The sequence below is a fragment of the Phytopseudomonas daroniae genome (assembly GCF_004327275.1).
Lineage (GTDB): Bacteria > Pseudomonadota > Gammaproteobacteria > Pseudomonadales > Pseudomonadaceae > Aquipseudomonas > Aquipseudomonas daroniae.
In genome coordinates this window covers 518214-540653 of record NZ_QJUJ01000001.1, presented here as the reverse complement: position 1 = coordinate 540653, position 22440 = coordinate 518214, and the positions used below count along the sequence as shown (strand labels likewise).

At 61.2% G+C, this 22440-nt stretch carries 29 protein-coding genes; 17 read left to right on the top strand and 12 right to left on the bottom strand.

Annotated features, from left to right (window positions below):
• Window positions 1-14 precede the first annotated feature (14 nt).
• On the bottom strand, window positions 15-533 hold the full coding sequence (gene yjgA / locus DNK10_RS02665; RefSeq protein ID WP_131178701.1) for a ribosome biogenesis factor YjgA: 519 nt from the start codon (window positions 531-533) through the stop codon (window positions 15-17).
• A 28-nt stretch (window positions 534-561) separates the two neighbouring features.
• On the opposite strand from yjgA, the gene DNK10_RS25820 reads away from it, so the two are divergent.
• From DNK10_RS25820 to DNK10_RS26280, 7 genes are all read left to right on the top strand, one after another.
• Window positions 562-705, top strand: coding sequence for a hypothetical protein (locus tag DNK10_RS25820; RefSeq protein WP_165495934.1), 144 nt, complete (start codon window positions 562-564; stop codon window positions 703-705).
• Window positions 702-2048, top strand: a complete 1347-nt coding sequence (gene pmbA / locus DNK10_RS02660) for a metalloprotease PmbA (protein ID WP_131178702.1) — start codon at window positions 702-704, stop codon at window positions 2046-2048. The genes DNK10_RS25820 and pmbA overlap by 4 nt, the downstream gene beginning before the upstream one ends.
• A gap of 429 nt (window positions 2049-2477) precedes the next feature.
• Window positions 2478-2714 carry a hypothetical protein gene (locus DNK10_RS02655; protein ID WP_131178703.1) on the top strand — a complete coding sequence of 79 codons (237 nt, stop codon included), beginning with the start codon at window positions 2478-2480 and terminating at the stop codon, window positions 2712-2714.
• Complete coding sequence (gene fumC, locus DNK10_RS02650; protein WP_131190473.1) at window positions 2707-4095, top strand: class II fumarate hydratase FumC; 1389 nt, start codon at window positions 2707-2709, stop codon at window positions 4093-4095. Before DNK10_RS02655 ends, fumC begins: the two co-directional genes overlap by 8 nt.
• Before the next feature lie 68 nt (window positions 4096-4163).
• Entirely contained in the window at window positions 4164-4613 is a 450-nt protein-coding gene (locus DNK10_RS02645; protein WP_131190472.1) for a hypothetical protein, read from the top strand.
• A gap of 12 nt (window positions 4614-4625) precedes the next feature.
• Window positions 4626-5237 (top strand): superoxide dismutase, encoded by a 612-nt coding sequence (locus DNK10_RS02640; RefSeq protein ID WP_131178706.1) that lies wholly within the window; start codon window positions 4626-4628, stop codon window positions 5235-5237.
• A 32-nt stretch (window positions 5238-5269) separates the two neighbouring features.
• On the top strand, window positions 5270-5401 hold the full coding sequence (locus tag DNK10_RS26280; protein WP_279635810.1) for a hypothetical protein: 132 nt from the start codon (window positions 5270-5272) through the stop codon (window positions 5399-5401).
• Between the two features lie 95 nt (window positions 5402-5496).
• On the opposite strand, the gene DNK10_RS02635 is transcribed toward DNK10_RS26280, so the two are convergent.
• The 10 genes from DNK10_RS02635 to DNK10_RS02590 form a co-directional block, all read right to left on the bottom strand.
• On the bottom strand, window positions 5497-5769 hold the full coding sequence (locus DNK10_RS02635) for an HPr family phosphocarrier protein (protein ID WP_131190471.1): 273 nt from the start codon (window positions 5767-5769) through the stop codon (window positions 5497-5499).
• A gap of 12 nt (window positions 5770-5781) precedes the next feature.
• Window positions 5782-6639 (bottom strand): RNase adapter RapZ, encoded by an 858-nt coding sequence (gene rapZ / locus DNK10_RS02630; protein WP_131178708.1) that lies wholly within the window; start codon window positions 6637-6639, stop codon window positions 5782-5784.
• 17 nt (window positions 6640-6656) lie between these two features.
• Window positions 6657-7121 carry a PTS IIA-like nitrogen regulatory protein PtsN gene (gene ptsN, locus DNK10_RS02625; RefSeq protein WP_131178709.1) on the bottom strand — a complete coding sequence of 155 codons (465 nt, stop codon included), beginning with the start codon at window positions 7119-7121 and terminating at the stop codon, window positions 6657-6659.
• 15 nt (window positions 7122-7136) lie between these two features.
• Entirely contained in the window at window positions 7137-7445 is a 309-nt protein-coding gene (gene hpf, locus DNK10_RS02620; RefSeq protein WP_074881400.1) for a ribosome hibernation-promoting factor, HPF/YfiA family, read from the bottom strand.
• A gap of 83 nt (window positions 7446-7528) precedes the next feature.
• The gene (locus DNK10_RS02615) at window positions 7529-9034 is read right to left on the bottom strand and encodes an RNA polymerase factor sigma-54 (RefSeq protein WP_131190470.1); all 1506 of its coding nucleotides are present in this window, start codon (window positions 9032-9034) and stop codon (window positions 7529-7531) included.
• 173 nt (window positions 9035-9207) lie between these two features.
• Entirely contained in the window at window positions 9208-9933 is a 726-nt protein-coding gene (lptB, locus tag DNK10_RS02610; RefSeq protein ID WP_131178711.1) for an LPS export ABC transporter ATP-binding protein, read from the bottom strand.
• A 2-nt stretch (window positions 9934-9935) separates the two neighbouring features.
• Entirely contained in the window at window positions 9936-10478 is a 543-nt protein-coding gene (gene lptA, locus DNK10_RS02605; protein WP_131190469.1) for a lipopolysaccharide transport periplasmic protein LptA, read from the bottom strand.
• Window positions 10465-11034, bottom strand: coding sequence for an LPS export ABC transporter periplasmic protein LptC (gene lptC, locus DNK10_RS02600; protein WP_131190468.1), 570 nt, complete (start codon window positions 11032-11034; stop codon window positions 10465-10467). Before lptC ends, lptA begins: the two co-directional genes overlap by 14 nt.
• A gap of 9 nt (window positions 11035-11043) precedes the next feature.
• Complete coding sequence (locus tag DNK10_RS02595; RefSeq protein ID WP_131190467.1) at window positions 11044-11565, bottom strand: KdsC family phosphatase; 522 nt, start codon at window positions 11563-11565, stop codon at window positions 11044-11046.
• Window positions 11565-12539, bottom strand: coding sequence for a KpsF/GutQ family sugar-phosphate isomerase (locus DNK10_RS02590; RefSeq protein WP_131178715.1), 975 nt, complete (start codon window positions 12537-12539; stop codon window positions 11565-11567). The genes DNK10_RS02595 and DNK10_RS02590 overlap by 1 nt, the downstream gene beginning before the upstream one ends.
• Before the next feature lie 249 nt (window positions 12540-12788).
• On the opposite strand from DNK10_RS02590, the gene DNK10_RS02585 reads away from it, so the two are divergent.
• The 10 genes from DNK10_RS02585 to hisC all read left to right on the top strand — a co-directional run bounded on the left by DNK10_RS02585 (window position 12789) and on the right by hisC (window position 21035).
• Window positions 12789-13598 (top strand): ATP-binding cassette domain-containing protein, encoded by an 810-nt coding sequence (locus DNK10_RS02585; protein ID WP_131178716.1) that lies wholly within the window; start codon window positions 12789-12791, stop codon window positions 13596-13598.
• Complete coding sequence (gene mlaE / locus DNK10_RS02580) at window positions 13598-14395, top strand: lipid asymmetry maintenance ABC transporter permease subunit MlaE (RefSeq protein WP_131178717.1); 798 nt, start codon at window positions 13598-13600, stop codon at window positions 14393-14395. Before DNK10_RS02585 ends, mlaE begins: the two co-directional genes overlap by 1 nt.
• Window positions 14395-14868, top strand: a complete 474-nt coding sequence (gene mlaD, locus DNK10_RS02575) for an outer membrane lipid asymmetry maintenance protein MlaD (RefSeq protein WP_131178718.1) — start codon at window positions 14395-14397, stop codon at window positions 14866-14868. The genes mlaE and mlaD overlap by 1 nt, the downstream gene beginning before the upstream one ends.
• Before the next feature lie 11 nt (window positions 14869-14879).
• A complete protein-coding gene (locus tag DNK10_RS02570) occupies window positions 14880-15512 on the top strand; it encodes an MlaC/ttg2D family ABC transporter substrate-binding protein (protein ID WP_131178959.1) in 633 nt (210 codons plus the stop codon).
• The gene (locus tag DNK10_RS02565; protein ID WP_131178719.1) at window positions 15509-15817 is read left to right on the top strand and encodes an STAS domain-containing protein; all 309 of its coding nucleotides are present in this window, start codon (window positions 15509-15511) and stop codon (window positions 15815-15817) included. Before DNK10_RS02570 ends, DNK10_RS02565 begins: the two co-directional genes overlap by 4 nt.
• 314 nt (window positions 15818-16131) lie before the next feature.
• Window positions 16132-16371: a BolA family protein gene (locus DNK10_RS02560; RefSeq protein ID WP_131178720.1), complete on the top strand. Its 240-nt coding sequence runs from the start codon at window positions 16132-16134 to the stop codon at window positions 16369-16371.
• A gap of 15 nt (window positions 16372-16386) precedes the next feature.
• Window positions 16387-17652 (top strand): UDP-N-acetylglucosamine 1-carboxyvinyltransferase, encoded by a 1266-nt coding sequence (murA, locus tag DNK10_RS02555; protein WP_131178721.1) that lies wholly within the window; start codon window positions 16387-16389, stop codon window positions 17650-17652.
• 4 nt (window positions 17653-17656) lie between these two features.
• Window positions 17657-18292 (top strand): ATP phosphoribosyltransferase, encoded by a 636-nt coding sequence (gene hisG, locus DNK10_RS02550; RefSeq protein ID WP_131178722.1) that lies wholly within the window; start codon window positions 17657-17659, stop codon window positions 18290-18292.
• A 266-nt stretch (window positions 18293-18558) separates the two neighbouring features.
• Window positions 18559-19869: a histidinol dehydrogenase gene (hisD, locus tag DNK10_RS02540; protein WP_131178724.1), complete on the top strand. Its 1311-nt coding sequence runs from the start codon at window positions 18559-18561 to the stop codon at window positions 19867-19869.
• Between the two features lie 113 nt (window positions 19870-19982).
• Complete coding sequence (hisC, locus tag DNK10_RS02535; RefSeq protein WP_131178725.1) at window positions 19983-21035, top strand: histidinol-phosphate transaminase; 1053 nt, start codon at window positions 19983-19985, stop codon at window positions 21033-21035.
• A gap of 218 nt (window positions 21036-21253) precedes the next feature.
• Here the strand turns inward: hisC and algW are convergent, their stop codons facing one another.
• Window positions 21254-22399, bottom strand: coding sequence for a Do family serine endopeptidase AlgW (gene algW, locus DNK10_RS02530; RefSeq protein WP_131178726.1), 1146 nt, complete (start codon window positions 22397-22399; stop codon window positions 21254-21256).
• Between the last annotated feature and the right edge of the window lie 41 nt (window positions 22400-22440).

Below are 22440 nucleotides of genomic sequence, written 5' to 3'. Positions count from 1 at the left end.
CCTCGGCCCAAAGCCTAGCGCAGGCCGCGCTGGGTTTCGTCGAGATCGCGGATGTACTTGAAGATTTTGCGTGACGAGGCCGGAGCTTTTTCCTGTGCCGCTTCATGCTGGGCATGGCGGATCAGCCCGCGCAGGTGCTGACGGTCGGCGTCGGGGTACTCGGCGACGAACTTCTCCAGCACTTCGTCGTTACCGGTGATCAGGCGATCGCGCCAGCGTTCGAGGTTGTGGAAGCGTTCGTTGTACTGGCGCGTGGAGGCGTCGAGCTGGTCGAGCAGCGTCAGGATCGCTTCGATGTCCTGATCGCGCATCAGCTTGCCGATGAACTGCATATGGCGCTTTTTCGCCGAATTGGCGGTGTGCTTCGGGGATTCTTCCAGAGCACGGCGCAGACCATCGGTCAGCGGTAGCTTGTTCTGCAGCTCGGGCTTGAGGCCGGCCAGACGCTGGCCTAGCTCCTGCAGGGCGTGGAACTCACGCTTGACCTGGGTTTTGCTCTTCTCGCCGGAGAAGTCGTCGAGGTAATCAGACATTTGCGGTGATCCAATGGGAAACGCCGCCATGATAACAGCAGCTTCAAGCTTCAAGCTTCAAGCTTCAAGCTTCAAGCTTCAAGCTTCAAGCGAAGAGCGAATGGCAAAAGATTTACTCGCGGCTGGTAGCTGGCCGCTTGCAGCTGCTTTCAAAAATGTGGAGTCGTTATGAGTGAAGTGGAAGTAGTCGGGCCAGGTGCGTTACCGGGTCTGCAGGCGCAGGTCGAACAGATCCTCGCCGAGGCGAAGAAGCAGGGCGCGAGCGCCTGTGAAGTGGCGGTTTCGGTGGAGCAGGGGCTGTCCACCACAGTGCGTCAGCGTGAGGTGGAAACCGTCGAGTTCAACCGCGACCAGGGCTTCGGCATCACCCTTTACGTTGGCCAGCGCAAGGGCTCGGCCAGCACCTCGGCAACCGGCGAGGCGGCGATCCGCGAAACCGTGGCAGCCGCCCTGGCCATCGCCAAGCATGCTTCCGAGGATGAAAGCGCCGGCCTCGCCGACGCTGCGTTGATGGCTCGTGATCTGCCGCAGCTGGATCTCTACCACGCCTGGGACATCACCCCGGAACAGGCGATCGAGCGCGCGCTGGTCTGCGAAGCAGCGGCGTTCGATGCCGATTCGCGCATTCGCAACGCCGATGGCACCAGCCTGGGTACCCATCAGGGCTGCCGTGTCTATGGCAACAGCCATGGCTTCATCGGCGGCTACGCCAGCACCCGGCACAGCCTCAGCTGCGTGATGATCGCCGAAAGCGACGGGCAGATGCAGCGCGATTACTGGTACGACGTGAACCGGCAGGGCGAGTTGCTCGCCGATGCCGCGAGCATCGGGCGTCGCGCCGCGCAACGTGCAGTCAGCCGCCTCGGCGCTCGTCCGGTGCCGACCTGCGAGGTTCCGGTACTGTTCTCCGCAGAGCTGGCCACCGGGTTGTTCGGCAGCTTCCTCGGCGCCATTTCCGGTGGCGCGCTGTACCGCAAGTCGTCGTTCCTCGAAGGTTCTCTGGGCGAGCAACTGTTTCCCTCCTGGCTGAACCTCGATGAGCGTCCGCACATTCCTCGTGCCATGGGCAGCGCCGCGTTCGATGGCGATGGTCTGGCTACCTACGCGAAACCCTTCGTGGAGGGCGGCAGGCTGGTCTCCTACATTCTGGGCACCTACGCCGGGCGCAAGCTGGGTATGCCCAGCACGGCCAATGCCGGGGGCGTACACAACCTGTTCGTCAGCCATGGCGATGAAGATCAGCAAGCGTTGATCAAGCGTATGGGCCGCGGCCTGCTGGTCACCGAGTTGATGGGCCAAGGCCTGAACATGGTCACCGGCGATTACTCCCGCGGCGCGGGTGGCTACTGGGTGGAGAATGGCGAGATTCAGTTCGCCGTGCAGGAGGTCACCATCGCCGGCAACCTGCGCGACATGCTCAAGCAGATCGTCGCCGTCGGCAGCGACCTGGAGCTGCGCAGCAATATCCGCACGGGCTCGGTGCTGATCGAGAAAATGACCGTCGCTGGCAGTTGATTCACTCGGGCGCCAATCGGCGCCCGGTTCTTTTCGGGCATGCCACGCAATGTGGCGATCTCACGCCTGCTTTCCTTCGCCGGTTCGAAACCGCTAGCGGCCGATGGCGGCGTATTAGCAGCCGTTCGGTAGCTTTCGCCCACTTCAAGCCTTTCTTCCCAGGTGCTGGTTGTGAACCTGCCCGAACAGGCCAATGGCGCTTCGGTCTAATTCGGTATTGATTATTCTTTCTATATAGGAATTAATATTATTATCTTTTGAGGGGGCGCCATGAGATTTCGCTCAAGCAATACGCCATGTCTGGATTGTTGGTATTGGCAGGGGTTCAGGATCCGCTGTGCCCTGCTTCCAGATGAACCACGGCTGCTTGAACTGCACTGGGCGCAGGGCCGGCAACTGGTCGAGCATGGCCGCCTGTGCCCCTGGCGGATGTCGCTGACCACCCTGAACCTGCTCATGGATACCGCCTGCGATACGGCGCTGCCCTGGCACTGGCGCAGTGTCTGTCTGGATCACGCCTATCGCTCCCTCTACGCGCTGCAGCATCTGGCGGCCAACCGCGATCAGCAACACAGCCTGAATCGCGTCCGCAATCGCTTGGCCACCTTGCGTATGCAGCCCTCCCTTTCAATGTCCGAATTGGCAGAAGGAAATCCCTATGAATAACACCCGTGGCGGCACCCGCATCGAACGCGACAGCATGGGCGAACTGGCAGTACCCGCCGAGGCGCTTTACGGTGCCCAGACCCAGCGCGCGGTCAACAACTTCCCGGTATCGGGTCTGGCCATGCCCAAGGCATTCATTCGTGCGCTGGTACTGGCCAAGGCGGCAGCCGCCCGTGCCAACGTCGATCTGGAGCAGATCCTGCCGGCCCAGGGCGATGCCATCGTCTCGGCGTGCCAGCAGTTGCTGGCTGAAGATTTCATGCGGCACTTCCCGGTGGATGTGTTCCAGACCGGTTCCGGCACCAGCTCCAACATGAACGCCAACGAAGTGATCGCCACCCTGGCCACGGGCATTCTTGGCGAGCCGGTCAATCCGAATGATCACGTCAACTGCGGGCAAAGCAGCAACGACATCATTCCCACCACCATCCATGTCAGTGCCGCCATCGAAGTGAGCGAAAGGCTGCTGCCGGCGCTCGGCCATCTGCTCAAGGTACTCTGCGAGAAATCCCTCGAAGTGCAGCCCTTCGTGAAGACCGGTCGTACGCACCTGATGGATGCCATGCCCGTGCGTATGAGCCAGGTGCTCGATGGCTGGGCTCAGCAGATCCAGGGCAACATCCAGTTGCTTACCAGCCTGCTGCCGGCTCTGCAGGCCCTGGCCCAGGGGGGGACTGCAGTCGGCACCGGTATAAACGCGCATCCGCGATTTGCCGAGCTATTCTGTCAGGAGCTGAATGCCCTGACTGGCCGGCAGTTCACCCCTGGCGCCAATTTCTTCGCCCTGATCGGCTCCCAGGACACCGCGGTGGCGCTGTCCGGGCAACTGAAAACCACGGCAGTGTCGCTGATGAAGATCGCCAACGACCTGCGCTGGATGAACTCGGGCCCCTTGGCCGGCCTTAGCGAAATCGAACTCGAGGCGCTGCAGCCCGGCTCCTCGATCATGCCTGGCAAGGTCAACCCGGTGATTCCGGAAGCGACGGCCATGGTCGCCGCTCAAGTCATCGGCAACGACGCCACCATTGCGGTGGCGGGGCAGTCCGGCAACTTCGAGCTGAACGTGATGCTGCCGGTGATCGCCCATAATTTGCTTGGCAGCATCGAACTGCTGGCCAACGTCAGCCACCTGCTGGCGGATCGCGCCATCGCCAGCTTCAAGGTCAACGAACCCAAGCTCAGGGAAGCGCTGGGCCGCAATCCGATATTGGTGACCGCGCTGAACCCGCTGATCGGCTACCAGAAGGCCGCGGAAATCGCCAAGAAGGCGTACCGGGAAGGTCGACCGATCATCGACGTGGCTGAGGAAATGACCGACCTGGGACGTGCCGAGCTGGAACAGTTGCTCAACCCGGAGCGCCTTACCGAAGGCGGTCTGTAACAGCAGAAACGGTCGTGCGCAGGTCTTGTGTTCTGCGCGTTTTCGCCCTAGGGCGAGGAGGCAATCCCATGGAGCAGTGGAAGCGACTCATCGAAGCCGGTAACCGCCACTTCGCCGACGGTTCCTGGGTCGAGGCCCGTGAACAGTATCTGCAGGCGCTGGCTCTGGCTCAGGTGCTCTTCGAGCGCTGGCGTGACGCCGACGCCGCAGTGGCGGCTTTCGTCGTCTCCCAGCACAACCTGGCCGATCTACAATTGATGATCGGCCATCCGGAGGAGTCCGCAGAGCACCTGTGCGCCTGCCACGAGCACCTGTTGCGCTGCATGGGCAGCGAGCACCTGGCGCCGTCCCTGCGCCAGGCTGCGCTGAATCACAGCAGTCGCACCTATACCAGTCTGTTGAACTTTGTCGCCGAGCACGGGGCCTACCCCCGTACAGATCGATTGCTGGGCGCTAACACGCCTGGCGATGCGTCACCGGCAGAACGCTCAGTGTCTGTCGTCCGTCAGTACCATTAGAGGAGTGAAACCATGCCGTATAGCCTGCCTGCTCTGCCTTACGCCTACGATGCCCTGGAACCGCATATCGATGCGCAAACCATGGAAATCCACCATAGCAAGCACCACCAGACCTACGTCAACAACCTCAACGCTGCCCTGGAAGGCAATCCGCTGGCCGAGTTGCCGGTCGAAGAACTGCTCACTCGCCTCAAGGAGGTGCCGGAAGACAAACGCGGCGCGGTGATCAACAACGGTGGCGGGCACGCCAACCACTCGCTGTTCTGGACGGTGATGAGCACCGGCGGCGGTGGTGAACCGCAAGGCGAACTGAAAGCCGCTATCGACAGCCAACTGGGTGGTTTGGAAGCCTTCAAGGAAGCCTTCACAAAAGCTGCACTGACCCGTTTCGGCAGCGGCTGGGCCTGGCTCAGCGTGACGCCGCAGAAGCAACTGGTGGTCGAAAGCACCGGTAACCAGGATAGCCCGCTGATGAACGGCAATACGCCGATCCTCGGCCTGGACGTGTGGGAGCATGCCTACTATCTGCGCTACCAGAACCGTCGTCCCGAATACATCGGTGCCTTCTACAATGTCATCGATTGGGCCGAAGTCGCTCGCCGCTATCAGGCTGCTCTGGCTTGATGGTTTGTCTTTGAGGCGACATCGAGATGCGCATGAGCCCATTGCATGAGCTGATCGTGGCCAACCGCCGCTCGTTGCGTTATGCATTGGGCTTGATGCTGCTTTTTGGGGGCGGGTTAATCCTCGCCCTCAAAGTTTGCGAAGGTATGCAAAACTGGCTTTAAGCGCTTTTCCAGGCTGGGTGCCATAGAGGCGTCTAGGCGTCTTCGTGTATCCGCAGCGCCCGCCAGGCACGCTTGGGCAACAGTGATCGACCCTGTTACTCGCCTTCGTCGAAGTAATCGTTGATCAGGTCGGTCAGCGCCTGCAGCGCCTCTTCATCCCGTTCGCCTTCGGTAGATAGATGCACCGTGGTGCCTTTACCGGCAGCGAGCATCATCACCGCCATGATGCTTTTGCCATCGACAAGGCTTTCAGTGCTGCGCCCGATCTTCACCTGGCAGGGAAAACGCCCTGCAACCCCGACGAACTTGGCGGCCGCGCGCGCGTGCAGGCCGAGCTTGTTGATGATGGTGATTTCGCAGGCGGGCATCGCGGCAATTCCTTAACTGAGGTCGCGGTGGCGGATCTGAACGTTCTTCAGCAGCGGCTTGAGGGCGTGCCCCAGGCGATTGGCGAGGTACACCGAGCGATGATGGCCGCCCGTGCAGCCGATCGCAACGGTGACATAGGAGCGGTTGCTGGCAGCGAAGCGCGGCAGCCATTTGTGCAGGTAGGCGAAGATGTCCTGGTACATGTCCTGAACATCCTCCTGGGCTGCCAGGTACTCCTCTACCGGCTGCTCGAGGCCGGTGAAGTCGCGCAGCTCAGGCTTCCAGTAGGGGTTTGGCAGGCAGCGCACATCGAACACCAGGTCGGCATCCACCGGCATCCCGCGCTTGAAACCGAAGGATTCGATCAGGTAGGCGGTGCCCGGCTCCGGCTGGTTGAGCAGACGCAGCTTGAGTGTGTCGCGCAGTTGATAGAGGTTCAGGTGGGTGGTGTCGATCTTCAGATCGGCACGGTCGATGATCGGGCTCAGCAGCTTGGTTTCGTCGGCCATGGCTTCGGCCAGCGAACGCTGGTCGTTGGTCAGCGGGTGACGTCGACGGGTTTCCGAAAAGCGCTTGAGCAGCGTTTCTTCGCTGGCATCCAGGTACAGGACATCGCAACGGATGTTGCGGCCGCGCACCTCATCGAGCAGTTCGGAAAAACGCTTGAGCTGGCTAGGCAGGTTGCGTGCGTCTATCGACACCGCCACTTGCGGGTGCAACAGCTCGGTGTGCAGCAACGCCCGTTCGGCCAGCTCGGGAAGCAGGCCGGCAGGCAGGTTGTCGATGCAATAGAAGCCGTTGTCCTCGAGCACGTCGAGGGCGGTGCTCTTGCCCGAGCCGGAACGGCCGCTGACGATGATCAGGCGCATGGGCTCATCCTGTAGGGCTATTGACCGTTCTGCACGTTCACTACGGTCTGGTACAAAGATTCGCTGTCTTGAGCCTGGCGAAGCCGCTCGCGGACATCCTCTCGGTCGAACATGCTGGCGATCTGACGCAGCAGTTCCAGGTGCTCATCGGTCGCCGCTTCGGGAACCAGCAGCACGAACAGCAAGTCGACAGGCGCACCATCGATTGCATCGAAATCGACCGCGATATTCAGCTTCAGCAGGGCACTGATCGGCGTGCTGCAGCCAGGCAGGCGGCAGTGGGGAATGGCGATGCCATTGCCGAAGCCGGTCGAGCCGAGCTTTTCCCGGGCGATCAGGCTTTCATAGATGGTCTGGCCATCGAGATCGGGCAGGTCGCGCGCGATCACGGCGGCTATCTGTTCGAGTACGCGTTTTTTACTGCCGCCCGGCACGTTCACGAGGGAACGGCCGGGGGTCAGGATATTTTCAAGTCGGATCATAGGAGAAGGACGAGGTCAGCGGGCCATTGCGCCCTGCTGGCGGTCGAGCTGTTTTTCCTTGTGCTTGATGAGTTGGCGGTCGAGTTTGTCGGTCAGTAGATCGATGGCTGCGTACATGTCGTCATGTTCGGCATTGGCCACCACTTCGCCTCCGGCGATATGCAAGGTAGCTTCGACTTTCTGCTTGAGCTTTTCGACCTCCAGGATGACCTGCACATTGGTGATCTTGTCGAAGTGTCGCTCGAGACGCCCGAGCTTTTCTTCGATGTAGCTGCGTAGTGCGTCTGTCACATCCAGCTGGTGTCCACTGATGTTGACTTGCATACCGCTTCTCCTTGTTGCCGTGTGTGAGTGGCAGGCTTTCAAACCTGCCGCAGGAACACTGGGGGCTTTGCTACAAGGGCACCTTACATCAGTCGCTTGCGTTCGCTCGAAGGCGCTATACCGAGCGATTCACGGTACTTGGCGACTGTGCGGCGCGCCACTTGAATGCCCTGTGCTTCCAGTAGACCAGCGATCTTGCTATCGCTCAATGGCTTTTTCGCATTTTCCGCAGCGACCAGTTTCTTGATGATCGCGCGGATCGCGGTGGACGAACATTCGCCGCCTTCGGAGGTGCTGACGTGGCTGGAGAAGAAGTATTTCAGCTCGTAAATGCCACGCGGCGTGTGCATGTATTTCTGCGTGGTGACGCGTGAAATGGTCGATTCGTGCATGCCTACCGCTTCAGCGATGTCGTGCAGCACCAGAGGCTTCATGGCTTCATCGCCGTAGTCGAGGAAGCCACGCTGATGCTCGACGATCTGCGTCGCAACCTTCATCAGGGTCTCGTTGCGGCTCTGCAGGCTCTTGATGAACCAGCGCGCTTCCTGCAGCTGGTTACGCATGAAGGTGTTGTCGGCGCTGGAATCGGCACGTTTGACGAAACCTGCATACTGCGCATTGACGCGCAGGCGCGGCATGGCTTCCTGATTGAGCTCCACCAGCCAGCGGTCGTTGTGCTTGCGCACGATCACGTCAGGTACCACGTACTCGGGCTCGCTGGATTCGATCTGCGAACCGGGGCGTGGGTTGAGGCTCTGGATCAGTTCGATGATCGGACGCAGCTCATCTTCCTTGAGCTTCATGCGGCGCATCAGTTGGCTGTAGTCGCGGCTGCCGAGCAGATCGAGATAATCGCTCGTCAGGCGTTGGGCTTCGCTCAGCCAGGGCGTGTTGGTCGGCAGTTGGCGCAGTTGCAGAAGCAGGCATTCGCGCAGGTCGCGGGCCGCGATGCCGGACGGCTCGAATTGCTGGATGCGATGCAGCACGGCTTCGACTTCGTCGAGCTCGACATCGAGTTCGGGGTCGAAGGCGTCGGTGATTTCCTCGAGGGTTTCTTCGAGGTAGCCCTGGCCGTTGATGCAGTCGATCAGCGTGACGGCGATCAGGCGATCCTTGTCGGACATCGGTGCCAGGTTGAGTTGCCAGAGCATGTGGCTCTGCAGGCTTTCCCCGGCAGAGGTGCGAGTGGTGAAGTCCCACTCGTCATCATCATTGCTCGGCAGGCTGCTGGCGCTGGTCTGGTAGACATCTTCCCAGGCGGTATCGACAGGTAGTTCGTTGGGAATGCGCTCGCCCCATTCGCCTTCTTCCAGGTTGTCGACGGTCTGTGTGTTTTCCTGGAAGGTCGGTTCCTGAAATTTCTCTTCCTGGGTGGCGCTCGCAGTGGCACTTTCCGCGCCGTCGGCCATGGGATCCGAGTCGAAGTCGTCGCCTTCTTCCTGACGCTCGAGCATCGGGTTGGACTCCAGCGCCTCCTGGATCTCCTGTTGCAGATCCAGGGTCGACAGTTGGAGCAGGCGAATGGCTTGTTGCAGCTGCGGTGTCATCGTCAGCTGCTGGCCCATTTTCAGGACTAGCGATGGTTTCATTGCAGACCTTATCCGGCGTCTGTGCGCGATCCACGACAGGGCGCCAAAGCGCCACTAGGAAGCAAATTATATGCCTGAATCAGAGTGCTTTGCCTAGGGCCTGTTACCATTTCATTGCAGCAATGCCGTGAGGGTAACAGGCTCATGGGTGCGCTCATCGATGGGGGAATCCATCACAGGCGGAATTCGTGGCCCAGATAGACTTCCTTGACCACCTGGTTGGCCAGAATGGCAGCGGAGTCACCTTCGGCGATCAGTTGACCGTCGCTGACGATATAGGCGGTTTCGCAGATATCCAGGGTTTCGCGTACGTTGTGGTCGGTGATCAGCACGCCAATGCCTTTGGCCTTGAGGTGATGAATGATCTGTTTGATGTCGCCGACCGAGATCGGGTCGACACCGGCGAAAGGCTCGTCGAGAAGGATGAATTTCGGCGAGGTGGCCAGGGCGCGGGCGATTTCCACGCGGCGGCGCTCACCGCCCGACAGGCTCATGCCCAGGTTGTCGCGGATATGGGTGATGTGGAATTCCTGCAGCAGGCTGTCCAGCTCCTGCAGGCGCTGCGCGCGGTTCAGATCCTTGCGCGTTTCCAGGATCGCCATGATGTTGTCGGACACGCTGAGCTTGCGGAAGATCGACGCTTCCTGGGGCAGGTAGCCGATACCGGCGCGAGCGCGGCCATGCATGGGCTGGTGGCTGACGTCGAGGTCGTCGATCAGCACGCGCCCCTGGTCGGCCCGAACGAGGCCGACGATCATGTAGAAGCAGGTGGTCTTGCCGGCGCCGTTCGGGCCGAGCAGGCCGACGATCTGCCCGCTTTCGATACTCAGGCTGACGTCGCGAACGACCTGACGATCTTTATAGCTTTTGGCCAGGTGCTGGGCTTTCAGGGTGGCCATCGTTATTGGCCCTGCCCATCGGCGGGTCTATTCTTCGGCTGGATCACCATGTCGATGCGCGGACGCGGGGTCGACACATTGGTGCCCGTGGCACGGCCCGCGTTGACGATCTGGCGCTGGGTGTCATAGACGATCTTCTCGCCTTCGAAGGTGTTGCCTTCCTGAACGACCTTGGCCTGATCGATCAGTATGATGCGCTCATTGGCCGCAAAGTACTGGATGGTCAGCCCATAAGCCTTGACGATCTGCTTGTCGACCGAGGGTTTCTGTTCGTAATAGGCAGGCTTGCCCACCGACGTGAACACGTCGACATCACCCTGCGCGTTCTGGGTGATGGTGACGGTATCGCCAGTGATTTTCATGGTGCCCTGAGTGATGACGACGTCGCCGCGGTACACCGCTACGCCTTGTCTGTCGTCCAGCTCAGCACTGTCGGCCTGCACGCGGATCGGTTGATCGCGGTCGCTCGGCAGAGCCCAGGCGCTTGCGCTTCCTAGCGTTGCGCCGAGGCTGAGAAGTAGGGGGAGGGTTTTAACGAACCTCATGCTGGCCTCTTACGTTGGACTGCAGGAGCATCCTGCCGTCATTCAAGTACGCTTTCATTCCTTGTGCCGTGGTCACCCCGTTGGCCGCGTCGATTCTAACGGCTTGCTGGGTCTGCGCATATTCCTTCTGTGGGAATACGGTCAGGCGGCTGGTGGTGAGTATAGTGGTGCGACCTTTGTCATCCGTGCGTTCCACACGCACCTGGTCGATCAGTTCGACCTCGTCACCATCGGGGCCGACTTCACCGCGAGCGCTACGTACCTTCCAGGGAAAGTCGGTGCCGCGGAACAGGTTCATGCGGGGCTCGGTCAGCAGGGTGACGTCGGTACTCTGCACGTGTTCGAGCAGATCGCTGGTCATGTCGCTCTGCACTTTGCCATCGGGCAGGTACTGTACGCTGTGGGCGTTGATCGCGTAGAAGTCGATGGGGTTGTCCGGGCCGCTATGCTGCGGGCTGCTGGAGAAACTGTCCGGGTTGATGTTCCAGTAGCCGGCGGCGGCCAGCAGCAGGGCACCAAGGGTCAGCAGGGCGGGTGTGATGAATTTGCGCAGCATCGGCAGGCCCTAGAGGTAGGCGGATTGGGCGGCTTCGAGAGTGCCCTGGCCGCGCATGATCAGTTCGCAGAATTCGCGGGCCGCACCTTCACCGCCGCGCGCCTGAGTGACGCCATGGGCATGCTCGCGTACGAAACCGTTGCCACTGGCTACCGCCATGCCCAGGCCGACTCGGCGAATCACCGGCAGATCCGGCAGGTCATCGCCCAGGTAAGCCACTTGTTCGTAGCTCAGGCCAAGTTCGGCGAGCAGTTCGTCGAGCACGTCGAGTTTGTCTTCGCGGCCCTGGTACAGGTGCTGGATACCCAGGTTCTGTGCACGGCGCTCGACCACGGGCGTCTTGCGGCCGCTGATGATGGCGGTGCGTACGCCCGAGTTGATCAGCATCTTGATGCCCTGACCGTCCAGGGTATTGAAGGTCTTGAACTCGCTGCCGTCGACGAGAAAGTACAGCTTGCCGTCGGTGAGTACGCCGTCGACATCGAAGATGGCCAGTTTGATTGCGCGCGTGCGCTGCAGCAGGTCGCTCATCACATCACCCCCGCGCGCAACAGGTCGCCAAGGTTGAAGGCACCTACCGGGCGCCCGCTGGTGTCCACCACGACCAGTGCACTGATCTTGTTGTCTTCCATTATCTTCAGGGCCTCGGCGGCGAGCATGTCGGCACGGGCGGTTTTGCCGTGCGGGGTCATGACGTCGTCGATGCGTGCATCACGCACGTCGACGCCTTTATCCAGAGCGCGGCGCAGATCGCCGTCGGTGAAGATCCCGGCGAGCCGGCCATCGGCTTCCAGTACGGCGGTCATGCCCAGGCCTTTCTGGGTCATTTCCAGCAGTGCATCGCGCAGGCTGGTGCCGCGCCTGACCTGAGGCAGGCTGTCGCCCGTGTGCATGACATTCTCGACCTTGAGCAGCAGGCGCCGACCCAGAGCGCCACCTGGATGGGAGAAGGCGAAATCTTCGGCGGTGAAGCCACGAGCTTCCAGCAGCGCGATGGCCAGAGCGTCGCCCAGTACCAGTGAAGCGGTAGTGGAGGAGGTCGGCGCCAGATTGAGCGGGCAGGCTTCCTTGGCTACGCGGGTGTCGAGGTTCACTTCGGCAGCCTTGGACAGCGGCGACTCCGGGTTGCCGGTCATGCTGATCAGGGTGATGCCGAGGCGTTTGATCAACGGCAGCAGGGTGACGATCTCTGCCGTGGAACCCGAGTTGGACAGGGCGAGTACCACGTCGTCACGGGTGATCATGCCCATGTCGCCGTGGCTGGCTTCTGCAGGGTGCACGAAAAAAGCAGTGGTGCCGGTGCTGGCCAGGGTGGCGGCGATCTTGTTGCCGATATGCCCGGATTTGCCCATGCCGACCACGACCACGCGGCCCTTGCTGGCCAGGATCAACTCGCAAGCCTTGACGAAATTGGCGTCGATACGGGGCAACAGCTCTTGTACCGCCTCGATTTCGAGGCGGATGGTGCGTTGGGCGGAATCAATCAGGTCGCGGGTCTGGTTCATGCTTGGCTTGGACTGCTGGACGAAAAAGACGGGGATTATAACGGGAAAGACTACAGGACTCATCATCCATGGCGCCGAGGTGAAACGGCAAAGCTGTCACAAGCCTGAACGGTCAGGGTGCTCGGCTTTGGCGGGTAATGAGGCAAATGCTATAGTCCGCAGCCATTTTTGGCTCGTATGGCCGATCGCCGTGCCCTTATCCCGATGCAGGGCATCTGATTAGGCAAGGCAGTACGTAATGGAGTTCCGATGAGCGCCGAAAATCAGTACGCGGTCGAGCTTAAGAACGTAAGTTTTCAGCGCGGCGAGCGGCACATCTTCAAGAACGTCGATATACGCATCCCGAGGGGCAAGGTCACCGGGATCATGGGCCCCTCCGGCTGTGGCAAGACCACGCTGTTACGGCTGATCGCCGCCGAGTTGCGGCCAAGCGCGGGCGAAATCCACGTCAACGGCCTGAACCTACCCGATCTGTCGCGCAGCGAGCTGTTCGACATGCGCAAGCAGATGGGCGTGCTGTTCCAGAGCGGTGCGTTGTTCACCGACCTCGACGTGTTCGAAAACGTGGCATTTCCGCTACGCGTGCATACGCAACTGCCCGAAGAAATGATTCGTGACATTGTTCTGATGAAGCTGCAAGCGGTTGGCTTGCGTGGCGCCATCGAGTTGATGCCCGATGAACTCTCCGGTGGTATGAAGCGGCGTGTGGCGCTGGCCCGGGCAATCGCCCTGGATCCGCAGATACTCATGTATGACGAGCCGTTCGTCGGGCAGGATCCCATCGCCATGGGCGTGCTGGTGCGCTTGATTCGTTTGCTCAACGATGCCCTGGGCATTACCAGTATCGTGGTGTCTCACGATCTGGCGGAGACGGCGAGCATCGCCGATTACATCTATGTCGTCGGTGACAGTCAGGTTCTGGGCCAGGGAACGCCGGCCGAGCTGCGTGACTCCGAAAATCCACAGGTGCGTCAGTTCATGCAGGGCACGCCGGACGGGCCGGTTCCTTTTCATTTTCAAGCGCCGAGCTACCGCGACGATCTACTGGGGGGGCGCTGATGCGCAGGACATCTTCACTCGAACGCGTGCGCCTGTTCGGGCGTGCGGGTATCGACGTGGTCGCCACGCTGGGGCGTTCGACGGTCTTTCTGCTGCGCGCACTGTTCGGGCGTGGCACATCGGGCCATTCGCTGCAGCTTTTGATCAAACAGCTGTATTCGGTGGGCGTGCTGTCCCTGGCGATCATCGTGGTTTCCGGCCTGTTCATCGGCATGGTGCTGTCGCTGCAGGGCTTCAGCATTCTCGCCAAATACGGCTCCGAGCAGGCGGTGGGGCAGATGGTCGCCCTGACCTTGTTGCGTGAACTGGGGCCGGTGGTCACCGCACTACTGTTCGCCGGCCGTGCCGGCTCGGCGTTGACTGCCGAGATCGGCAACATGAAATCAACCGAGCAGTTGTCGAGCCTGGCGATGATCGGCGTCGACCCGCTCAAGCACATCGTCGCGCCGCGTCTGTGGGCCGGTTTCATTTCCATGCCACTGCTGACGATGATCTTCAGCGTGGTCGGTATCTGGGGCGGCGCGATGGTCGCCATCGACTGGCTGGGCGTTTACGAAGGCTCGTTCTGGGCCAACATGCAAAACAGCGTTTCGTTCCGCGAAGACGTGCTCAACGGGATAATCAAAAGCCTGGTCTTCGCCTTCGTCGTCACCTGGATCGCCGTGTTCCAGGGTTACGACTGCGAGCCGACCTCGGAAGGCATCAGCCGCGCGACCACCCGAACGGTGGTGTATGCCTCGCTGGCCGTATTGGGGCTGGATTTCATTCTGACCGCTTTGATGTTTGGAGATTTCTGATGCAAAACCGCACGATGGAAATCGGTGTCGGCCTGTTCCTCCTGGCCGGCTTGCTGGCCCTGCTGTTGCTGGCCCTGCGGGTCAGCGGCCTGGCGCCCGGCAACACCGTCGACACCTACAAGGTCTATGCGCACTTTGACAATATCGCCGGCCTCACCATGCGCGCCAAAGTGACCATGGCGGGCGTGAGCATTGGCCGCGTAACGGCGATCGATCTGGATCGTGACAGCTACACCGGGCGCGTAACGATGGAACTCGACGGCAGCGTCGACAATCTTCCGGTGGATTCCACCGCGTCGATCCTGACTGCCGGCCTGCTCGGTGAAAAGTATGTGGGGATCAGCGTCGGTGGCGACGAAGAGTTGCTGGCCGATGGCGGAACCATTCATGACACCCAGTCTTCTCTGGTACTCGAAGACCTGATTGGCAAATTTCTGCTCAATTCGGTCAACAGGGATCAGGACAGCCAATGAGGTACCCGATGATGATCAAGACCGTGCGTAACAGCCTTGTCGCCCTGCTGGCCGCGCTACCATTGCTGGCTGTGGCCGCGCCTGCCGCCCATGAAGTGGTGCAGGAAACCACCGAGACCCTCCTGGCCGACCTCAAGGCCAACAAGGAGGAGTACCGCAGCAACCCGGATGCCTTCTACAACTCGCTCAACGAGATTCTTGGTCCGGTGGTGGATGTCGATGGCGTGTCCCGCAGCGTGATGACGGTGCGCTACTCGCGTAATGCCACGCCTGAACAGATGACTCGTTTCCAGGAGAACTTCAAGCGTAGCCTGATGCAGTTCTATGGCAACGCGCTGCTCGAGTACAACAACCAGGACATCCGTGTGCTTCCGGTTTCCGGCAAACCGGATCCGCAGCGTACCTCGGTCAACATGGAGATCCGCGATGGCAAAGGTACGGTCTATCCGTTGTCCTACACCATGGTTGCCATGGACGGAACCTGGAAGCTGCGTAACGTGGTGATCAATGGCATCAACGTCGGCAAGCTGTTCCGTGACCAGTTCGCCCAGTCGATGCAGAACAACCGCAACGATCTGGACAAGGTCATCGACTCTTGGGCCGACACCGTCGCCAGGGCACGTCAGGCTCGGGGGGCGTCGTGAGTTCAGCGGCTATCGTCGAACAGGCACCGGGATTACTGGCGCTTTCCGGCGTGCTCGACTATCGGAGTGGTCCTGCCCTGCGTGAGCAGGGCGGTCGCCTGATCCGCGCCACCCAGGCGTCTACCTGTGTGGTCGATTGCTCTGCAGTGGAAAAGTCCAGCAGCGTCGGCCTGTCTCTGCTGCTTTCTTATACCCGCGACGCCCAGGCCGCCGGTAAAGCGTTGAGCATTCGCAGTCTGCCCCAGGACATGAGTGGGATCGCCAAGGTGTGTGAGTTGCATCATGTGCTGCCTCTGGAGGCCTGAGAACGTTCTCCGAGCCCGGCGATCACCTTCGGGCGCTGCGGCTCGTTACCGAGAATTTCTCCCGAAAAGCATTTGTGGTCTGTCGTCCCTGGTGGCCATCCTTCGGATCATCGCGAGCGACGTCAGAAATCGCTCCCGGCGATTTTTTGGTATGATGCCCGCCCCATGTCTACAGGCTCGTGTCGCGTGCCGCAGGCGGATCGTGCAACCAGCGTCATCGCTGCCTGACCTTCCCCGCAACCGTTGGCCGAACACTGTATACAGACGTCGCCGTGCGACGTTCACGCTTACTGAATACGTTGTCGAGGTTGAGCATGCAGGCCCTTGAGGTAAAAAGTTTCTTGGAGACCAAACTGCCGGATACTCAGGTAGAGGTCGACGGCGAAGGCTGCAACTTCCAGCTCAATCTGATCAGCGACGAGCTGGCCGCGCTCAGCCCGGTCAAACGCCAGCAGCAAATCTACGCTCACCTGAATCCCTGGATCGCCGATGGCAGCATCCACGCCGTGAGCATGAAATTTTTCAGCCGTGCCGATTGGGCCGCTCGTTCCTGAGGCTACGAACCAGCTATGGATAAATTAAGCATTACCGGTGGTGTACGCCTCGATGGCGAGATCCGCATTTCCGGTGCAAAGAACTCCGCACTGCCGATTCTGGCAGCCACCTTGCTCGGCGATGCGCCGGTGACCATCTGCAATCTGCCACACCTGCACGACATCACCACGATGATCGAGCTGTTCGGCCGCATGGGCATCGAGCCGATCATCGACGAGAAACTCAGCGTCGAGGTTGATGCGCGCACCATGAAGACTCTGGTCGCGCCGTACGAGCTGGTGAAAACCATGCGCGCTTCGATCCTGGTGCTCGGCCCCATGGTCGCGCGCTTCGGTGAGGCTGAAGTGGCGCTGCCTGGTGGCTGCGCCATCGGCTCGCGTCCGGTCGACCTGCACATCCGCGGCCTGGAGGCCATGGGGGCGGTGATCGATGTCGAGGGTGGTTACATCAAGGCCAAGGCGCCGGAAGGCGGCCTTCGCGGTGCGCACTTCTTCTTCGATATGGTCAGTGTGACCGGTACCGAGAACATCATGATGGCCGCAACGCTGGCCAAGGGCCGTAGCGTGCTGGAAAACGCCGCCCGCGAGCCTGAAGTGGTCGACCTGGCCAACTGCCTGATCGCCATGGGTGCGAAGATCGAGGGTGCCGGTACCGACACCATCACCATCGACGGCGTCGAGCGCCTCACCGGCGCACGCTTCAGCGTGATGCCCGACCGCATCGAGACCGGTACCTACCTGGTGGCCGCCGCTGCGACCGGCGGCCGCGTCAAGGTCAAGGATGCCGATCCGAGTACCCTGGAAGCTGTGCTGGCCAAACTGCAGGAAGCGGGTGCCGAAATCACTACCGGCCCCGACTGGATCGAGCTGGACATGAAAGGCAAACGTCCCAAGGCCGTGAACCTGCGTACCGCACCCTATCCGGCGTTTCCCACCGACATGCAGGCGCAGTTCATCGCCCTCAATGCGATTGCCGAAGGCACTGGCACGGTCATCGAGACGATCTTCGAAAACCGCTTCATGCACGTCTACGAAATGAGCCGCATGGGCGCGCAGATCCAGGTCGAAGGCAACACCGCCATCGTCACCGGTACCGCTCAGCTCAAGGGTGCTCCGGTAATGGCCACCGACCTGCGCGCTTCGGCCAGCCTGGTCATTGCCGCGCTGGTTGCCCAGGGCGACACGGTGATCGATCGCATCTACCACATCGACCGTGGCTACGAATGCATCGAAGAAAAATTGCAACTGCTGGGGGCGAAGATTCGCCGCGTGCCGGGCTGACCACATGCTGACCATCGCCCTGTCCAAAGGCCGTATTCTCGATGACACCCTGCCGCTGCTCGCGGCGGCAGGCATCGTGCCGACCGAGAATCCGGACAAGAGTCGCAAGCTGATCATTCCGACCACCCAGGATGACGTGCGTCTGCTGATCGTGCGGGCCACCGACGTGCCGACCTATGTCGAGCACGGCGCTGCCGATCTTGGCGTCGCCGGCAAGGACGTGCTGCTCGAATACGGTGGCCAGGGGCTCTACGAGCCACTGGATCTGCGTATTGCCCGCTGCAAGCTGATGACCGCTGGCGCGGTCGGCGCGGCCGAACCCAAGGGCCGCCTGCGCGTGGCCACCAAGTTCGTCAACGTCGCCAAGCGCTACTACGCCGAGCAGGGCCGTCAGGTCGATATCATCAAGCTGTACGGCTCGATGGAGTTGGCGCCGCTGGTGGGCCTGGCCGACAAGATCATCGATGTGGTCGACACCGGCAACACCCTGCGCGCCAATGGTCTGGAGGCCCAGGAGCTGATCGCTCACATCAGCTCGCGCCTGGTGGTCAACAAGGCCTCGATGAAGATGCAGCATGGCCGCATCCAGGCCCTGATCGACACGCTGCGTGAAGCGGTCGAGACGCACCATCCGCATTGACCCTCTCCCCGCGCGGCCTCGCGGTCGCGCAACGCCTATCCGTGTCAAGTTCTCAGGTGCCCGCACGGTGGGCTTGCTACGCTAGCGGCGCCTGAGAGCCTGTCCAATGTCTGCTGCGCTTCGGCCCTGCGGCGTTAAAAACAGGCTCGGAATGCTCATTTACTGCAGTAAACTCCGCTTCCTCGCCTGTTTTTGCCTTGCATTGCTCTAGCTCGCGAGACCTTGAACAGGCTCTGAGAACACGCCATCCAGATGAGGCTCTAGCTATGACCGCTCCCGTTGCCATCCGCCGACTCAATGCCGCTGATCAGGATTTCGCGCGCCATCTGGATCATCTGCTGAGCTGGGAAAGCGTCTCGGACGACGGCGTCAATCAGCGCGTACTGGACATCATCAAGACCGTGCGTGAGCGCGGCGATGCGGCGCTGGTCGAGTTCACCCAGCGTTTCGATGCGCTGGAAGTGGCGTCCATGGCCGACCTGATCCTGCCGCGCGAGCGCCTCGAGCTGGCGCTGACCCGTATTACCGCCGAGCAGCGCCAGGCGCTGGAAATCGCCGCCGAGCGGGTGCGCAGCTACCACGAGAAACAGAAGCAGGACTCCTGGACGTACACCGAGGCCGACGGCACGGTGCTCGGGCAGAAGGTCACACCGCTGGATCGTGCAGGCCTGTACGTGCCCGGCGGCAAAGCGTCCTACCCGTCCTCGGTGTTGATGAATGCCATTCCGGCCAAGGTCGCCGGGGTGCCGGAAGTAGTCATGGTGGTGCCGACGCCGCGTGGCGAGATCAATGAGATCGTCCTTGCCGCGGCGGCGATTGCCGGCGTCGACCGGGTGTTCACCATCGGCGGCGCCCAGGCCGTCGCCGCACTGGCCTATGGCACCGAAAGCGTGCCGCCGGTGGACAAGATCGTCGGCCCGGGCAACATCTATGTGGCCACCGCCAAGCGCCATGTGTTCGGCAAGGTCGGTATCGACATGATCGCCGGGCCTTCGGAAATCCTCGTGGTCTGCGACGGCCAGACCGACCCGGACTGGATCGCCATGGATCTGTTCTCCCAGGCCGAACATGACGAAGACGCCCAGTCGATCCTGGTCAGCCCGGATGCGGCGTTCCTCGACAAGGTCGCCGAGAGCATCACTCGTCTGCTGCCGAGCCTGGAGCGTGAAGCGATTGCCCGTACCTCCATCGAGGGCCGTGGCGCGCTGATTCAGGTTGCCGATATGGCCCAGGCCATCGAGGTGGCCAACCGTATCGCGCCCGAGCACCTGGAACTTTCGGTCGAGAACCCCGAACAGTACCTGCCGCAGATCCGCCACGCGGGCGCCATCTTCATGGGGCGTTATACCGCCGAAGCGCTGGGTGATTACTGCGCTGGGCCGAACCACGTATTGCCGACATCGGGCACTGCGCGTTTCTCCTCGCCATTGGGGGTCTACGACTTCCAGAAGCGTTCGTCGATCATCCATTGTTCGGCCGAAGGTGCTTCCGAGCTCGGCAAGGTGGCCTCGGTGCTGGCCCGCGGCGAGTCGCTGACCGCCCATGCCCGTAGCGCCGAGTACCGCATTAAAAAGTGATAGCTGGTTGTAGGGTGGACGACGCTTTTCTCGTCCACCGTTTCGTCCGCCGGAAAATGCTGCGCGGTTTTTTACTCTACGCATACTGAACAATTTCGAGGAGAGAAGGGCAGATGAGCAAATTCTGGAGCCCCTTCGTCAAAGACCTGGTGCCCTATGTGCCGGGTGAGCAGCCCAAGCTGAGCAAGCTGGTCAAACTCAACACCAACGAAAACCCCTACGGCCCGTCGCCCAAAGCCCTCGCCGCGATGCGCGAGGAGCTGAACGACGATCTGCGCCTGTATCCCGATCCCAATGGCGAGCGCCTGAAGCAGGCGGTTGCCGGCTATTACGGCGTGCAGCCTGCTCAGGTGTTCGTCGGCAACGGCTCCGACGAGGTGCTGGCCCACGCCTTCCACGGCCTGTTCCAGCACGGCAAGCCGCTGCTGTTCCCGGATATCAGCTACAGCTTCTATCCGGTGTATTGCGGGCTGTATGGCATCCAGGCCGAGCCTCTGGCGCTGGACGAGCAGTTCCAGATTCGCGTCGAGGATTATGCGCGGCCAAATGGTGGCATCGTCTTCCCCAACCCCAATGCACCCACCGGTTGCCTGCTGGCGCTGGAGGCCATCGAGCGTTTGCTGCAGGCCAACCCGGATAGCGTGGTGCTGGTGGACGAGGCCTATATCGACTTTGGCGGCATGTCGGCCATCGCTCTGGTGGATAAGTACCCGAACCTGCTGGTCACGCAGACGCTATCCAAATCCCGCTCGCTGGCTGGCCTGCGTGTTGGCCTGGCAGTCGGGCACGTGGATCTGATCGAGGCCCTGGAGCGGATCAAGAACAGTTTCAACTCCTACCCGCTGGATCGCATCGCCATCGCGGGTGCTGCGGCGGCGTTCGAGGATCAAACCTATTTCGAGCAGACCTGCGCGGCGGTGATCGACAGTCGCGAGCAAGTCACGGCCGGTTTGCAGGCGCTGGGCTTCGAGGTACTGCCATCGGCCGCCAACTTCATCTTTGCCCGTCATCCGCAGCGCGATGCTGCCGGCATCGCTGCGGCGCTGCGTGAGCAGGGCGTGATCGTGCGCCACTTCAAGCAGGAGCGCATCGCCCAGTTCCTGCGCATCAGCATCGGTTCGCCGGAGCAGAACCAGGCATTGCTGGATGGCCTGGCAACGCTCTGATAATTTCGCGCAGCAATGAAAAAGCCAGGGCACTGCCCTGGCTTTTTCATTGCCGATGAAGCGTGGCTCAGCTCAGGCGACCGTTCGTAATATCGGTGTTGCCATCGCCATTCGCTGCGGGGCGCAGCTCCTACAAGGTGGCGCGAGACGGCTACCAGCTGCGTAGGAGCGTCGGCCTCGGTGCGAAACAACGGTGGGCGTGCTGCGAGTGTTGTGCGCTAGTTGCTGTTGGCGACTGGTGGGCGTACGCCGATTTCGGCGCTGAGCTCCATCATCTTGCCGTTGCGCATGACCTCGATGCGAATCTTCTCGCCCGGTTTGGCGCGAGCGACCTGGTTCATCGAACGGCGAGCATCGCCGGCAGGTTCGCCGTCGATCTTGAGGATCAGGTCATTGGGCTGCAGCCCAGCCTTTTGCGCCGGCCCATTGCGGTAGATACCGGCGACGATGATGCCCTGACGCCCTTCCAGCCCGAATGACTCGGCCAGTTCCGGAGTCAGTGGCTGCACTTCGAGGCCCAACCAGCCACGGATCACCTGGCCGTGTTCGATGATCGACTGCATCACTTCAATCGCCAGTTTCACCGGGATGGCGAAACCGATGCCCTGAGAACCGCCGGATTTGGAGAAGATCGCCGTGTTGATGCCGACCAGATTGCCGTAGGCATCGACCAGTGCGCCGCCGGAGTTGCCCGGGTTGATCGCCGCATCGGTCTGGATGAAATCTTCGTAGGTGTTGAGGCCCAACTGGTTACGCCCGGTGGCGCTGATGATGCCCATGGTCACGGTCTGGCCGACGCCGAAGGGGTTGCCGATGGCCAGGGAGACGTCACCGATCCTGATGTTGTCGGAACGCCCAAGGGTCATCGAGGGCAGATCCTTGAGGTCGATCTTCAAGACCGCCAGGTCGGTTTCCGGGTCGCTGCCTATCACCCGTGCGAGCGTCTCACGCCCATCCTTGAGGGCTACCACGATCTGATCCGCATTGGCGGTCACGTGGTTGTTGGTCAACAGGTAGCCTTCCGGGCTCATGATTACCGCCGAGCCGAGGCTGGACTCCATGCGTCGCTGACCCGGCAGGTTATCGCCGTAGAACTTGCGGAATTGAGGGTCTTCGAACAGCGGATGGTTCGGTTTGCTCACATACTTGGTGGTGTACAGGTTGGCCACTGCCGGCGAGGCGGTGCTCACCGCACTGGCGTAGGAGGCAGGGCCCTCTCGGGTATGCGTATAGGCAGGCGCCTGGCGCAACTGCACGTCGTGCATCGGCAGGCCCACCAGTTGCGGGTACTGTTGCATGATCAGCAGCGATACCAGAACGCCGACCAGTAGTGGCCAGCCGAAGAAACGCAGGGCCTTGAGCATCGATCCAATCCTGAGGGTTGCGAGGCCCTGAACAGGCCCTT

Coding starts and splice junctions, on each gene's coding strand:
- yjgA (WP_131178701.1), bottom strand. CDS start 533: ATGTCTGATTACCTCGACGACTTCTCCGGCGAGAAGAGCAAAACCCAG.
- DNK10_RS25820 (WP_165495934.1), top strand. CDS start 562: ATGATAACAGCAGCTTCAAGCTTCAAGCTTCAAGCTTCAAGCTTCAAG.
- pmbA (WP_131178702.1), top strand. CDS start 702: ATGAGTGAAGTGGAAGTAGTCGGGCCAGGTGCGTTACCGGGTCTGCAG.
- DNK10_RS02655 (WP_131178703.1), top strand. CDS start 2,478: ATGTCGCTGACCACCCTGAACCTGCTCATGGATACCGCCTGCGATACG.
- fumC (WP_131190473.1), top strand. CDS start 2,707: ATGAATAACACCCGTGGCGGCACCCGCATCGAACGCGACAGCATGGGC.
- DNK10_RS02645 (WP_131190472.1), top strand. CDS start 4,164: ATGGAGCAGTGGAAGCGACTCATCGAAGCCGGTAACCGCCACTTCGCC.
- DNK10_RS02640 (WP_131178706.1), top strand. CDS start 4,626: ATGCCGTATAGCCTGCCTGCTCTGCCTTACGCCTACGATGCCCTGGAA.
- DNK10_RS26280 (WP_279635810.1), top strand. CDS start 5,270: ATGAGCCCATTGCATGAGCTGATCGTGGCCAACCGCCGCTCGTTGCGT.
- DNK10_RS02635 (WP_131190471.1), bottom strand. CDS start 5,769: ATGCCCGCCTGCGAAATCACCATCATCAACAAGCTCGGCCTGCACGCG.
- rapZ (WP_131178708.1), bottom strand. CDS start 6,639: ATGCGCCTGATCATCGTCAGCGGCCGTTCCGGCTCGGGCAAGAGCACC.
- ptsN (WP_131178709.1), bottom strand. CDS start 7,121: ATGATCCGACTTGAAAATATCCTGACCCCCGGCCGTTCCCTCGTGAAC.
- hpf (WP_074881400.1), bottom strand. CDS start 7,445: ATGCAAGTCAACATCAGTGGACACCAGCTGGATGTGACAGACGCACTA.
- DNK10_RS02615 (WP_131190470.1), bottom strand. CDS start 9,034: ATGAAACCATCGCTAGTCCTGAAAATGGGCCAGCAGCTGACGATGACA.
- lptB (WP_131178711.1), bottom strand. CDS start 9,933: ATGGCCACCCTGAAAGCCCAGCACCTGGCCAAAAGCTATAAAGATCGT.
- lptA (WP_131190469.1), bottom strand. CDS start 10,478: ATGAGGTTCGTTAAAACCCTCCCCCTACTTCTCAGCCTCGGCGCAACG.
- lptC (WP_131190468.1), bottom strand. CDS start 11,034: ATGCTGCGCAAATTCATCACACCCGCCCTGCTGACCCTTGGTGCCCTG.
- DNK10_RS02595 (WP_131190467.1), bottom strand. CDS start 11,565: ATGAGCGACCTGCTGCAGCGCACGCGCGCAATCAAACTGGCCATCTTC.
- DNK10_RS02590 (WP_131178715.1), bottom strand. CDS start 12,539: ATGAACCAGACCCGCGACCTGATTGATTCCGCCCAACGCACCATCCGC.
- DNK10_RS02585 (WP_131178716.1), top strand. CDS start 12,789: ATGAGCGCCGAAAATCAGTACGCGGTCGAGCTTAAGAACGTAAGTTTT.
- mlaE (WP_131178717.1), top strand. CDS start 13,598: ATGCGCAGGACATCTTCACTCGAACGCGTGCGCCTGTTCGGGCGTGCG.
- mlaD (WP_131178718.1), top strand. CDS start 14,395: ATGCAAAACCGCACGATGGAAATCGGTGTCGGCCTGTTCCTCCTGGCC.
- DNK10_RS02570 (WP_131178959.1), top strand. CDS start 14,880: ATGATCAAGACCGTGCGTAACAGCCTTGTCGCCCTGCTGGCCGCGCTA.
- DNK10_RS02560 (WP_131178720.1), top strand. CDS start 16,132: ATGCAGGCCCTTGAGGTAAAAAGTTTCTTGGAGACCAAACTGCCGGAT.
- murA (WP_131178721.1), top strand. CDS start 16,387: ATGGATAAATTAAGCATTACCGGTGGTGTACGCCTCGATGGCGAGATC.
- hisG (WP_131178722.1), top strand. CDS start 17,657: ATGCTGACCATCGCCCTGTCCAAAGGCCGTATTCTCGATGACACCCTG.
- hisD (WP_131178724.1), top strand. CDS start 18,559: ATGACCGCTCCCGTTGCCATCCGCCGACTCAATGCCGCTGATCAGGAT.
- hisC (WP_131178725.1), top strand. CDS start 19,983: ATGAGCAAATTCTGGAGCCCCTTCGTCAAAGACCTGGTGCCCTATGTG.
- algW (WP_131178726.1), bottom strand. CDS start 22,399: ATGCTCAAGGCCCTGCGTTTCTTCGGCTGGCCACTACTGGTCGGCGTT.